The sequence below is a fragment of the Enterobacter sp. ku-bf2 genome, assembly GCF_001742765.1.
Classification (GTDB): domain Bacteria; phylum Pseudomonadota; class Gammaproteobacteria; order Enterobacterales; family Enterobacteriaceae; genus Enterobacter; species Enterobacter quasiroggenkampii.
In genome coordinates this window covers 899,382-911,094 of the sequence record NZ_MDVW01000001.1, presented here as the reverse complement: position 1 = coordinate 911,094, position 11,713 = coordinate 899,382, and the positions used below count along the sequence as shown (strand labels likewise).

Annotated in this window: 14 protein-coding genes; 3 read left to right on the top strand and 11 right to left on the bottom strand. The window is 49.3% G+C overall.

Annotation, left to right across the window (positions count from 1 at the left end; all coding sequences use genetic code 11):
• Nucleotides 1–53: 53 nt before the first annotated feature.
• The 3 genes from BFG58_RS04315 to BFG58_RS04305 all read right to left on the bottom strand — a co-directional run bounded on the left by BFG58_RS04315 (nucleotide 54) and on the right by BFG58_RS04305 (nucleotide 2,736).
• Nucleotides 54–533 (bottom strand): Rrf2 family transcriptional regulator, encoded by a 480-nt coding sequence (locus tag BFG58_RS04315; RefSeq protein ID WP_025760257.1) that lies wholly within the window; start codon nucleotides 531–533, stop codon nucleotides 54–56.
• A gap of 137 nt (nucleotides 534–670) precedes the next feature.
• The gene (locus tag BFG58_RS04310) at nucleotides 671–2,059 is read right to left on the bottom strand and encodes a HAMP domain-containing sensor histidine kinase (protein ID WP_069719329.1); all 1,389 of its coding nucleotides are present in this window, start codon (nucleotides 2,057–2,059) and stop codon (nucleotides 671–673) included.
• Nucleotides 2,059–2,736, bottom strand: a complete 678-nt coding sequence (locus BFG58_RS04305; protein ID WP_025911426.1) for a response regulator transcription factor — start codon at nucleotides 2,734–2,736, stop codon at nucleotides 2,059–2,061. Before BFG58_RS04305 ends, BFG58_RS04310 begins: the two co-directional genes overlap by 1 nt.
• Before the next feature lie 203 nt (nucleotides 2,737–2,939).
• Between BFG58_RS04305 and BFG58_RS04300 the strand changes: the two genes are divergently transcribed.
• On the top strand, nucleotides 2,940–3,776 hold the full coding sequence (locus BFG58_RS04300) for a MipA/OmpV family protein (RefSeq protein WP_069719328.1): 837 nt from the start codon (nucleotides 2,940–2,942) through the stop codon (nucleotides 3,774–3,776).
• 107 nt (nucleotides 3,777–3,883) lie between these two features.
• On the opposite strand, the gene BFG58_RS22990 is transcribed toward BFG58_RS04300, so the two are convergent.
• On the bottom strand, nucleotides 3,884–4,432 hold the full coding sequence (locus tag BFG58_RS22990) for a hypothetical protein (RefSeq protein ID WP_231597206.1): 549 nt from the start codon (nucleotides 4,430–4,432) through the stop codon (nucleotides 3,884–3,886).
• 403 nt (nucleotides 4,433–4,835) lie between these two features.
• Between BFG58_RS22990 and BFG58_RS04295 the strand changes: the two genes are divergently transcribed.
• The gene (locus tag BFG58_RS04295) at nucleotides 4,836–5,243 is read left to right on the top strand and encodes a hypothetical protein (protein ID WP_254665189.1); all 408 of its coding nucleotides are present in this window, start codon (nucleotides 4,836–4,838) and stop codon (nucleotides 5,241–5,243) included.
• 183 nt (nucleotides 5,244–5,426) lie between these two features.
• On the opposite strand, the gene BFG58_RS04290 is transcribed toward BFG58_RS04295, so the two are convergent.
• From BFG58_RS04290 to BFG58_RS04280, 4 genes are all read right to left on the bottom strand, one after another.
• Nucleotides 5,427–5,810, bottom strand: a complete 384-nt coding sequence (locus tag BFG58_RS04290) for an Insecticidal toxin complex protein tccz (RefSeq protein WP_069719327.1) — start codon at nucleotides 5,808–5,810, stop codon at nucleotides 5,427–5,429.
• Between the two features lie 178 nt (nucleotides 5,811–5,988).
• Nucleotides 5,989–6,390: a hypothetical protein gene (locus BFG58_RS22985; protein WP_083261466.1), complete on the bottom strand. Its 402-nt coding sequence runs from the start codon at nucleotides 6,388–6,390 to the stop codon at nucleotides 5,989–5,991.
• A 236-nt stretch (nucleotides 6,391–6,626) separates the two neighbouring features.
• On the bottom strand, nucleotides 6,627–7,106 hold the full coding sequence (locus tag BFG58_RS04285) for a hypothetical protein (RefSeq protein WP_048222943.1): 480 nt from the start codon (nucleotides 7,104–7,106) through the stop codon (nucleotides 6,627–6,629).
• A gap of 227 nt (nucleotides 7,107–7,333) precedes the next feature.
• Complete coding sequence (locus BFG58_RS04280; RefSeq protein WP_069719662.1) at nucleotides 7,334–7,735, bottom strand: cell envelope integrity TolA C-terminal domain-containing protein; 402 nt, start codon at nucleotides 7,733–7,735, stop codon at nucleotides 7,334–7,336.
• A 298-nt stretch (nucleotides 7,736–8,033) separates the two neighbouring features.
• On the opposite strand from BFG58_RS04280, the gene BFG58_RS04275 reads away from it, so the two are divergent.
• Entirely contained in the window at nucleotides 8,034–9,755 is a 1,722-nt protein-coding gene (locus BFG58_RS04275) for a SulP family inorganic anion transporter (RefSeq protein ID WP_069719326.1), read from the top strand.
• A 134-nt stretch (nucleotides 9,756–9,889) separates the two neighbouring features.
• On the opposite strand, the gene BFG58_RS24430 is transcribed toward BFG58_RS04275, so the two are convergent.
• From BFG58_RS24430 to dmsD, 3 genes are all read right to left on the bottom strand, one after another.
• Entirely contained in the window at nucleotides 9,890–10,114 is a 225-nt protein-coding gene (locus BFG58_RS24430; protein WP_069719325.1) for a hypothetical protein, read from the bottom strand.
• 248 nt (nucleotides 10,115–10,362) lie between these two features.
• Nucleotides 10,363–10,932 carry a hypothetical protein gene (locus BFG58_RS04265; RefSeq protein WP_045910409.1) on the bottom strand — a complete coding sequence of 190 codons (570 nt, stop codon included), beginning with the start codon at nucleotides 10,930–10,932 and terminating at the stop codon, nucleotides 10,363–10,365.
• 156 nt (nucleotides 10,933–11,088) lie between these two features.
• Nucleotides 11,089–11,703, bottom strand: a complete 615-nt coding sequence (dmsD, locus tag BFG58_RS04260) for a Tat proofreading chaperone DmsD (RefSeq protein WP_069719324.1) — start codon at nucleotides 11,701–11,703, stop codon at nucleotides 11,089–11,091.
• Between the last annotated feature and the right edge of the window lie 10 nt (nucleotides 11,704–11,713).

The window sequence follows — 11,713 nt, the reverse complement described above, 5'->3', positions numbered from 1 at the left end:
TAAAAAACCGCCTTCACAGTGAAGGCGGTTTTTTTTTTGCATCAGGTAAAACGTTAAGACGTTTTTTGATACTGGGCGATGAGATCGGGGAGCGGATCCCAGCCGCTGCTGTCGGCGTTTTTCACCGCTTCCAGGGCACTTGCTACGGTATGGCGGGCCAGTACCGCTAACGACGCCTGCTCGGCCTCTTCGGAAATTGATTTAAAGTACCAGCACGCGTTAGCGCTGACCACGCAGCGGGCCGGTACGTCAGGGCGCGACGCCCACAGTTTTTTATCTTCGATGACCGAAAGGTAGATGTCGCGCAGGGTGATCTCTTCCGGCGGGCGACCAAGATGAATGGAGCCGTTACGGCCAAGCGTTGAGACGATAATGCCGTCTCGCGTCAGCGGAACCATCAATTTGCGGATGAAGCTCGGGTTCGCTTCCAGGCCGTAGGCCAGAATCGCACTCGTTGAACGTTCACCCAATTGCTCCGCCATCGCTACGCTGAGAACCATCTGCAAAGCTGTCGGGAAGCGGTAATCTAACATTTCTCTGTCCTGGGTTGCGGTGAATCTTGTTCTTTTTGGCACCGCAGAGGTGAATAAGCAATAAACAACAATATAACAAATACGGTAATTATTTTGAAGCAATCTGCGGCATTTGCGATCAAACCCCCTGTTCTGCTTTAGCTAAACGTGCGGTTCGGGAAGTCAACCGTGACCAGGAGGCCACCTTCTGCAGAAGTACTCAGATTTACGCTGCTGTTGTGTTGCTGCGCCACCGCTTTGACGATGGCAAGCCCCAGCCCGCTGCCGCTTTGCACCTGATTGGGATCGCGGAAAAAGCGGTCGAACACGCGCTCCTGCAGCTCGACCGGAATACCCGGGCCCGCATCGGAGACGCGCAGCTGAACGACGCGATCGCCTGCACGCATGTCGACCTGAATCCGCCCGCCCTCGGGGCTGTACTTCACGGCATTCTCAATGAGATTATCAATCAGCGACACCAGGCGTTCCCTGACGCCTGAGATCCACACTTCATCCTCGGCAAAGAATTCCAGCTCGATCCTGCGCGCAGACGCTAAGGGCTCCAGCTCGGCCATACGTGCCTGGATGAGCGTCGTCAGCGGCACGGGCTCCATGGCCGTATCAATACGCGCTTCGCTGTGCATCATCAGCAGCAGCTGATTGACGAGACGCGCGGCGCGGCTGTTGCTGCGGATCACGCCGGCAAGCAGCTCCTGCTGGCTTTTGCTGATGACCCAGGACTGCAGCGCTTCCACGTTGATGCGCATCGCCGCGAGGGGCGTACGCAGCTCGTGCGCGGCATCCGCGATGAAAACACGCTCCCTTTCCGCGCTTTCACGCACCCTGGCAAGGAAGTCATTGATCGCGTCCACCATCTGGCGAAGCTCTCTGTGCTTCGGTACGGCTTTTAACGGGGAGAGATCGTCCGGCGTGCGTAACGTAATCTCATTGACCACCTTATTCCAGGGACGCATCGCAATGCGTATTGACAGCCACGCGGGAAACAGCAGAAAAGGGAAGCAGACCAGCAGCGGCAGGATGTAGTAACCGCGTGAGTTCAGGTAAATAAAGAAGTTCCAGCCGCTGGCCGGGGTGAAAAGGGTAACCTCCACGTCGGAGTGCGGGGATTTGAGGGTGCGACTGGTCCAGGTTCGATCACCACTTTGAACATACTCCAGTTCGCCGAACCGGGTGTTTGTTATCCCGGCAGGCGCACCGTCGGAGGCAAAAATAACGGTATTATTTTTGCGAACGATGAGGTTAATCGATAGCACGGGATCTTCCCCTCCGCCGTAACCTTCACGCAGCGCCTTGCTGAAGTCCTCCAGCACGGCGGTACGATCCTGCGGGCGTCCATCCATACGCTCAGCCAGGTTAAAAACGGTTTCGTACGTTTTACTGCCCGTGAGGATAGGGGGGCTGCGCAGGTCCTCCCACAGAATAAAGGTTAAAAAAAGACACCACAGCAGGGTAAGCAGCAGCATCTGGGCGATGATAATTCGCCGTACCAGCGTCGGACGCCTCAGGTGATACCAGACGTTTTGCATTAACCGGTCACCTTCTGTATTGAGACGGTATCAATAACGTACCCGACGCCCCGGACCGTTCGCACATAGCCGTCGCCGATTTTTCGCCGTAAATTTCCCATATGCACGTCGAGCGCGTTGCTGAGGTTCTCTTTGTTGCCGAATATCCTTTCTTCCAGAAACCGCCGGGTCAGCACGCGGTCCGCGCGCAGCATCAACGTTTCCAGCAGCGCGTATTCACTGGCCGTTAAATCGATATGGCGCGCACTCACCGTCACGCGGCGCGTCGGGACATGAAGGGATAGCCCGCGAATTTCTATCGCCTCATTTTCAAAACCGTAGCTGCGCCGTGCAAGGGCTCGCACTCTCGCCAGCAGCTCGGCGAGAATAAAGGGTTTGACGAGATAGTCGTCCGCGCCGGCATCCAGCCCGCACAGGCGATCCTGCAGCGTGCCTCGCGCCGTCAGGATGATGACGGGGATCCCCTTGAGTTGCTGACGCAAACGCGTCATCAGGCTCATGCCATCGCCGTCGGGCAGCCCCAGGTCGAGCAAAATAAGTTCCGGCACGCAGACGTCAAGCTGATGCAGCGCATCCTCTTTACGGCGAACCCATATGACGTCAAATCCTTGATCTGATAGGGCGATACGTACGCCATTGCCGAGATCCAGGTCGTCTTCGATAAGTAGAATTTTCACATTGGTAACGGTATCAACCGTGAATGAAGAATAACTTAAGAAAAAAACGGTAGCAGGAAATCTGTCCGGATGACAGCACCTGCCCGCGCTTCAGTGTTTCTTCATTTTCGGCTCATAAGAACCTTAGGGTCACTCTTCAAAATGGGCGTTCCGGCGTTTAACCGCCTGCATCGTCATCATTTGAATCCATAAGGACTTCCTTAATGAGAAATATTGAACTGCGTCATACGTTCCCTCATTTACTTTCGGACCGCTGCCTGAAAACCCTCGTGCCGGGCGTCGTTCTGGCGTTACTGGCTACGCCTGTACTGGCGGAAGAACAGCGTCAGGGTAACGTCTTAACCCTGGGGGGCGGCGTGGATGTGGGGCCGCGCTACTCGGGTTCAGATAAAACTCGCGTCTCAGCGGCTCAGGTAGTGGATTATTCCATGGCAAATGGCTTCTTTATCGGCACCACGCGTGGGATCGGTTACGGTAACAACGTTGGCAACCTGGATTACAGCGCAGCGCTGAGCTATCGAGTTGGCCGTAAAGATAAAGACGTGAGCAGCGATTCGATCAGCTCCGGCAGCGACGAGTTGAGAGGGATGGGAGAGATTAAAGGCTCGGCTATCGTGGTGCCCGGGCTGGGGTACAAGGTGACCGACTGGCTGAATCTGCAGCTGCAGGCTGAGGTTCCGGTGTCTGAGAGAGACAACGGAGAGGCGGTGCATTTCGGCTTGAGCAGCCCGCTCTATACCTCACCAACAAATGCGGTGACGCTGGCGCTGACCGGCAGTTGGGGATCCGACAAGTATATGCAGACGTATTACGGGGTCAACGCCGTCCAGTCGGCCGCATCGGGCTTTGCCCGACATGACGCCGGGGCCGGGATTTATGCCTGGTCGATGAACCTTGACTGGACCCACAAGCTCACCTCTCGCTGGAGCGTGCTTGCCTCAGCGGGCGTGACGCAGCTGATGGGGGATGCGGGTGATAGTCCGATTGTGCAACGCAAAACGTCGCCTACGGGGAGTTTGAAGGTGACGTACAGTTTTTAATTGTGGGTTGCGGCGGCTGGTGGTCTTGAGCCGTATATGAGCCGCTCCGGTTTAGATGGCGGGGCGGAACCTCTTGCTGACAGTTACAGCACATGTGGTTGACGGATTTATCTAAAGCTCCATTGTGCTGTGATGACAAACACGGAGGGGATGATAATACCCACATCCATGCCAAAATAAGACGTAAAATTATACTGAAATCCGTGATATATGTAGGGAGAAAATCCTATCCCGGTTACTTTCTTAAAATCATGGTATGAACCATGGTCGCCACAATCATCGAATGTATCAAAGAAAAATTCGCCTACATATCCATAGATTCCCTTAAAAACCCAACCGTTATTCCACCCAGCCCAGTCTCTTCTTACGCCGGCAGCCAGACATCTGTCATTAAAGCTGTTTTTCATTGTGCCTAGCACAACACTATATTTCGATGTGTCCGAAAATTTCCTCTCGACGGATATAAACTTGTTTTCAAAGTTCTCCGTGTATTGTCCGTGATTATTTGTCAGATGATAAACGTATGAGCCCGTGTTTATAGAATACAGATTTATTTCATCTGCAGAGCAATTCCATGTAACCAGATAAAAACTTCCGCACCACAGCCATGCGGGGTATCTTTTACGTGCTGTCTGCTTATGTGGAATATTATCCATATTCGCTCACTTTGGCTAACGTACTGAATTTATAAGAACTAATTTTTGGCCTGCAGCTGTACAAATTTTAGCATACATACGGAACGTTGTGATCTTGCGTCACGGGAACGGGACAATGTTCGCTTTCGGTGCAGACAACGCAGAGCTTGTCAGACAGTTCCATGCGAGTCATCTCAATTCAGTACACGGCTGGTACAGTCCGCCTCTGGCTCGATGCGGACGATCTGACTGAGCTTAAGGTTCGCAGTGAGCGAAAAACGGTCCTTTAATCCAATTCTGTATCAGATGCAGGACTAACACTAGCATGTGATAATCTACCGGGGGTAGGTCATCGCATCTGGTCAGGTAGTGGCGATGTGATTCTACGGTGTAAGAAATGAACAAAGATATTTGGTGTTAAAAAATGACGAAAATGGACGATGACTTTTTAGAATATGATCTGGACTGGTTTTTATCCAGCCAGGAAGGGTACCTAGCGCATTTTGCAACAGCAGGTCAGGGGCCGATTCCTGAAAGGATCAAGTCATCTGTCGAGGACTATAATTTTATTCTTGATTATATTTACTCATTGGAACCCTTGTCAGAGGTCTATGTGATAGAAGGCAATCTGCCTGCTTTTTCAAATGAAAATGAACGTTCTTGCTATCTGCGCTCATTTGTTGAGATGTCAAGTAAAGGATTGTTCAGCTACAACTATGAACAAGGTGGGTATAAATTAATTTCGCAACCAAAAACACCATTGAAATATGAAGCATTGCCAAATGAAGTGAAAGGTGTGATTTATGTTGCAGATAGAGAAATTGACTTATAGATATGATATGCTGATGAGGCATGCGCTCAATTTTTTGACACGCAATAGCCATAGAAAGATCTGATCGTGTCACGGCGCGGATCGACTCGAAGATCGATATCCGCTCTGAGCGAAGAGCGGAAATAGTATTTATGAATGACTTTTACATAGCCAAATAAATTATTATTTGCCGCTTTTTTCTGGTTAATCACGAACACCATCATAATCATTAAGTATTTGCATTAATATTATTCTTGGTATGTCTTTTGTGGATATTCTGAAACTGGTGCTCAGGCGCGAGGCAATCATGGCGGAAGTAATTTTATTATCATCGTAGGTGACGGTCATATGCTTTCCGATATTCTGTCGGGTCATGTCCGACAACCTTTTGCCACATTCATCGGAGAATCTAAAGACTAAATTCTCTGCTCCTGTCTCATCCTTCTCTACATAATCAATTGACTTTACACATCCAGAGTCAAACGAAGTTTTCTCATTACCGACCGAAAAAACAAAACTCCCTTTTGCTGCAGTCGATGTCAATGGCACAAGCACCACGAGTAACAACACCCCAAACTTGATTTGCATCTTCTTCTCCTTTTATGTGTTGACCTGATCCCCATAAATTAACATATCTCAACGTTATCAACGTCTGCTTTTGGCTTGCAACGGACCGCCTGAAGCGCCGCGAAATATGCTATGAGGGCCGGCTAAAAGTAACAAATGCGATGGCCGAAAAATAAGCTCATCAGCATGTATGGTGGATTTAACCAAAAACATGCATAGTTTCCAATTGCTCTTTTTTTATTGCATTACAAGAGGATAAAAAATTATCTTTAAAATCTGATGGGGGAGTTTTTAGTTGCTGCACTGCCGCTTTATTTACTTCTAACTCCCGTAATTGTGCGATTGTGCTTCTACGAATCGAGGAAAGAAAAAAGTCCCCTGAATTTTCTTTATGACTCTCCAAATAATTAGTTAGTATTTGAGAAGATACTTGAATTGCTTTTTCCTCAGAAAAACCCAAAGTAAAGCGAGAGTAGATAACATTGTATTGGTATAGACATGCTGCTTCAGCCATTTGTTTAGCTTGCTCCCCAGGGGAGGATTGATTTGCCCACGATTGGGAAGTGACGAGCAATATAAGCAGTAACAATTGTTTTTTCATGTGTAGAGTCCCTACCATTATGAATGCAATATTTAAAACTTTGAAGCCTGGCATTGACAACAACCGCTGACCTGCTCCCCGTTGACCAACTAAGACTCTTGTTCTCAATGTCTGCCCCTGGCACAAAACTGACATTGCAGAAATAGTAGGTCAGTTTGGAGCGAGGAGCGGAAGTTTGCAATCGCTCTCATAGCGGGTGTCAGCGGCAATCATGTCAGCCCAGGAAATGTTGTCAGTTACTCTATCCAGGGGACAGGTTCACCAATATAGGTGTGTGTGCAGCAGCGGCAAGTTACTTTCACGTCCTTTCCCGAAATTGAAGGATTTACCTGTTGAAGAATTCCATTCTCATCAACAAACAGACCCGGATAAAAACTACTTTCACCAATGCAGACTAAATCTCTTCGCTGATGCTCATGTCGTGCGACTAACCAGAATACAGGCTCGGTAGTATCAAGACGCCCACATACTTCACTGAATATTTCATCCCATGGTTTGCCAATGTGTTTGATCAGGAAATAAAACAAGGGTGTGTAATCTCGGCCACGCTTCTGTCTGCCATGCATTGTCCCGCGCTTTGCCAGTAGCTCATTTCCGACTTTTTTACCGTTGCGTTCCCAGCGATACTCAGCACCAGGATTATTAGATTGGTGTCGTGTAGTGGTGTTGACGCTGCGATACAGCTTACGGGACTTATTCTGTTGATGAGTACGCATAGCTCGATCTCGTGAATCCTTTCTTTTGTGGGGCGGTAGCGCCTGCCGGAGCTAGATTCAGTAGTGTGTGGCTGTATTAAAAACAACCACGCTTACAGACAGTCGCATTATGCTGAAATACCGTCCTACTGAAACTACCCAAAAATCCGCTCATGACAAAGAGAACATGGCCTGAAGCCGCATGGCGGAGTTTAGCAAAGCGCGCCATTCAAGACATAATCTTGAAGCTAACCGCGCATGTTGAAGCCTGATTTTTGAAAATCTCTATAAACTTCCGGATTGCTGAAGGCCGGGAATTTGGCTTTATGGGCGGCTGATTTTATCGCTTCGCAATAGGCGCTATTGCCGTTACTGGTTGAGATGCTTAAAGGTGTGCCATCCTGAGCAAATTCAATATGCAACCTGCATTGTTTCCCTTTCCAGTGTTGCGGCTCTTCAATTTCGGCGTTTATTGCCGCCCTGATTGCCCGTGCCTGCGCGCCCCATTCATCCTGATCGTCCCAGCGTCCTGAACCGCAATTACCCGTTGCCGTGGTCTTATGGCAGCCGGAAGGGTGTAGCGGCACGCATCCCGCGGCCAGGTTCACCACTATAGCCACCACAGCGATTTTCTTTACTGCTTGAGACATTCCCATCTCTTACCCCGCAATCCATTTTAGCTTCAGTAATGTTTAAATATTCTTCCGTATTTCCTGGCCTCTTTTCAACTACCAATAACGGGTTACAACGTCGCTGACCTGGCTGCCGCTTCCACCTCCGACTAACCGTTCGTTTTTGAACTATGTTTAACACCAGTCAGAATAATAAAATGGTTAAGTATTTACAGGACCTGAGCGGCGGGGCCTCCCTCCGGAGCATTTGAAAGCCAGAACCTCACTTTAAAGTGTGGCAACATTTCGTGGGTAATATTCATGTCCGGAGAATAACGTGTTCGGAAAGCTATTGTTGAACTACATGCCAGGGCTACAAAATTTGTTGGCCTACGATAAAAGCTGGCTAAAACATGATGTTAAAGCGGGGTTATCCGTTGCGGCTGTCGCGCTCCCTGTTGCGATTGCTTACGCTGAGTTGGCGGGTGTGGGGGCAATTGTAGGGCTCTATTCCTGCGTTTTACCAATGATAGCTTACGCACTGTTTGGCTCTTCACGCCAGCTTATTGTGGGCCCTGATGCCACAACCTGTGCGGTGATTGCGGCCGTCGTATTTCCGCTTTCTGCCGGGAATCCCGAACTGCACTGGCAGCTGACGATCATCATGACATTGATGATGGGCGGGGGGTGCCTCCTTGCAAGTAAATTTCGCCTGGGCGCGCTCGCGGATCTGCTTTCTCATCCCATTCTTACCGGATTACTTAATGGCGTAGCCGTGACGATTATTGTCGGGCAATTAGGCAAGGTATTGGGGATCAAGCTTGATGAGGCGCAGGTTATTGAAAAAATAATCGCCTTGCCAGGTCGACTTTCAGATAGCCATTTATTAACCGTAGGAATATCCCTTTTTACGTTAATTATTTTAATGGTGATCAAAACGTATCGCAGCCAGTGGCCAGCACCTTTAATCGCCATTGTAATAACAACGGCACTGGTATGGGTGACCTCGGCACAAAAGTATGGCATTGCCACGATTGGGGGAGAAGGCTTCCAGCCTGGTTTACCGGTCGTTCACTGGGGGGCGTTCCAGCCGGGGCCGATGCGTGATTTGGTGATCCCGGCGCTGAACCTGGCGTTGGTCAGTTTTGTCAGTCTGATGCTGACCGCCCGCAGTTTCGCCGCAAAAAATGGCTACGAAATTAATGCTGATGCAGAGTTCCGGGCTCTGGGTATTGCGAATATTATGTCGGGGTTATCTCAGGGGTTTGCTATCAGTGGCGCCGATTCCCGGACCGCGGTGAATGATTCGGTTGGGGGAAAAAGCCAACTGGTTTCCGTGGTCGCCGCCTTGATCATCGGTATCGTCGTGCTGTTTTTCACTCAGCCATTACAATACATTCCGGTATCTGCGTTAGGTATTGTTCTAATGTATGCATCATGGTCATTAATCGATTTACGTGGACTATGGAACCTGAGGCGCAGAAATAAACAGGCATTTCGCCTGGCCTTCTTCACGTTTGGCTGTGTTTTAATTATCGGCGTTATCCAGGGGATTGGCCTTGCGGTATTGCTTGGGTTGTTACAATTCCTTCGTACGGTGTTTCGCCCCTCTGAGCACCTGCTGGGCACTGACGAAGATGGAATGATTCACTCGTTAGGGAATACCACCGATATTAAAATGGTCCCGGGCGTGCTGATGTATCGATTTAACTCACCGTTGACCTATTTTAATGTGGCTTATTTTAAACGTCGGGTATTGAACCTGGTTGATGGGGCAGCCATACAACCTAAATGGGTGGTCATTGATGCCGTTGCTTGCTTCACCTATTCAGACATCAGCGTCCTGGCAACCATTAATGAGTTAAAGCGTGACCTGAAAGGCCGACAGATTAAATTAATCCTTGCGGGCAGGAAAACGGAACTAACACGCTGGTTTAAAGACAGTCGGCCAACAATGAATGATGATGACATGATTCTGGCGCCAGACCTCTACCTGGCACTTCGGTTCATTCAAAGTAAAGAGAGTGCGAGTGAGGGGGAATCAGTCGGTGATACATAACCAAATAATGGTTAAAGGCTTGTAACGCATGCTATTGGCAGGCAGGGAACACTCACAATTTCTACCACCGAGGCGCAACTACTGTTGGCCTGGACAGTGAGATGTTCCTTGCCTGTCTTACTTGCTTCTGCCATCTATCTCAGTAAAAACTGAATCAGCTGAACAAAGATATACACTGCCGCCGCCACTCGTATTGCCTGCCAACTCCATCTGAGATAGCGCCATTCATAGCGTTCTCTGGCATTAGCCTCTGCTATAGCGGAGTCATAACGCTTTTTTTTCTTTCTCCTGACTACGTCTATTACCCACAGGATGAGAATAAAGATAATGATAGTTTTCAGAAATATGGGATTATCCACTAAAAATGACTCCGGCTTGCTCGCTGAAAAAGCAGAATAGATGAACAGTCGTCACGTATCCACCACTAAATGTGGGGGTATGAATGAAATTTACCCTGATTCGATTTTGAGATGACCCTGCCCATAGCCGGTTTCTCCGCTGTGAATGCGCAATCTGTGGTGCGACGTATCAGGCTGACGGCTATAAGCAAGGAGCGGACCTTGAGTACCATTCATTTTTGCCGGAACAAAAATAGATAGGGTCGTGCCTACAAATAAATAAACTCATAATTCACAATGTAACTTCCAATATTATTCACACGAGCCGTTACCCACACCCCAGTCATTCCCTGCTTACGGTGGCTGTGCAGATATTCTTTGTTTGTACAAAGCTGTATCCATCTGTTGGTGTTCTGATCTTTTAACCAGAGACCCGCTTCACAATGGCCATACTTACCTCTCGAAGGCCCCGGAAAGACAACCTCATATTCAGATTCATAGCCAATTATTTTGTCCGGGAAGAGATAGACATAAATATCATAACAATTTAAGCTCAATACAAACCCAAGGCAAAAGCCGCTAAAAAAAGCACTGGCAATATATTCTAATGTTTTGTTAAAAGTGCGCAGGTAAAAAGCGCGCATAACAAAAATTGTTCCAATCAAAACGCCAAGTGAAATATATGTCATCCATTCAGGAACGGATTTTTTTAATATAGTATTATGGGAGATGCCAGATGCCCATGACATATACCAGAGCCATCCACCTAAAACGCTGAATATCACGGCTGTAACAAGTAATTTCTTGCGTTTATCTTCGAAGGAATAATTTTTAGTCATGGTTTTGTTTTGTATGTATCAAACGAAAGTGTTGACCTTAACAGGAAAAGCTATTTTATATTATTAAATTCAATATGCCTCCTGTTTCGAGTTAAATTTTTTAAGCTTCCTCTTTTGACCGTAGCTTGCTCGCTACCCGCGAGCAAGCCACACCCCTTAGCGATACAGCGTCTTTTCCGCAACCGGAATAAGGAGCCCGGATCGCCATTCCGCGAGCGTCAGCTGCGCAAGCTTACCCAGCGCGGTATAAAACGGATGTCCGGCGTTGTCGACAAACACGGACAGGAAGCGGGTGCTCCACGGCAGCAGGTGCCACGCCAGAAGTTGAGCGCACTCCGCATCGCGGCCGTTCTCGGCCAGCCATGCCGCCAGCAGCAGCAAAGTCCCGAAGTGATCTTCCGGTTCATTCTGCTGCATTTCAAATGCGATAGCGTTCTCCCGCATCCACTGGCGCAGCGCGAGGGTCGAGTCGCCAAACAGCACGGATTCGCGGTCCAGCCAGACGGAACCCCACGGTGGCGCGGGCAGGGCGTAAGGGCCAATAAACAGCCGTTGCCAGGCGTCCCTCAGCGGCTCATCGGCAGACGCGGCAAAGGTGTCAGCTACAGGCTGCAGCGTTTCCGGGGGGAGGGGCCAGTCCTGAACCCAATCCCCTGCGGTGAGGGCCTGCACCAGCGGCGCGGCCTGCTCGCTGTCTGGCGAGAAATAAAACAGCGCGCCCAGCACCCGGGCGCTGAACGCGAACGATTCACGATGTGAGACATCTTTCATTACATCTTCC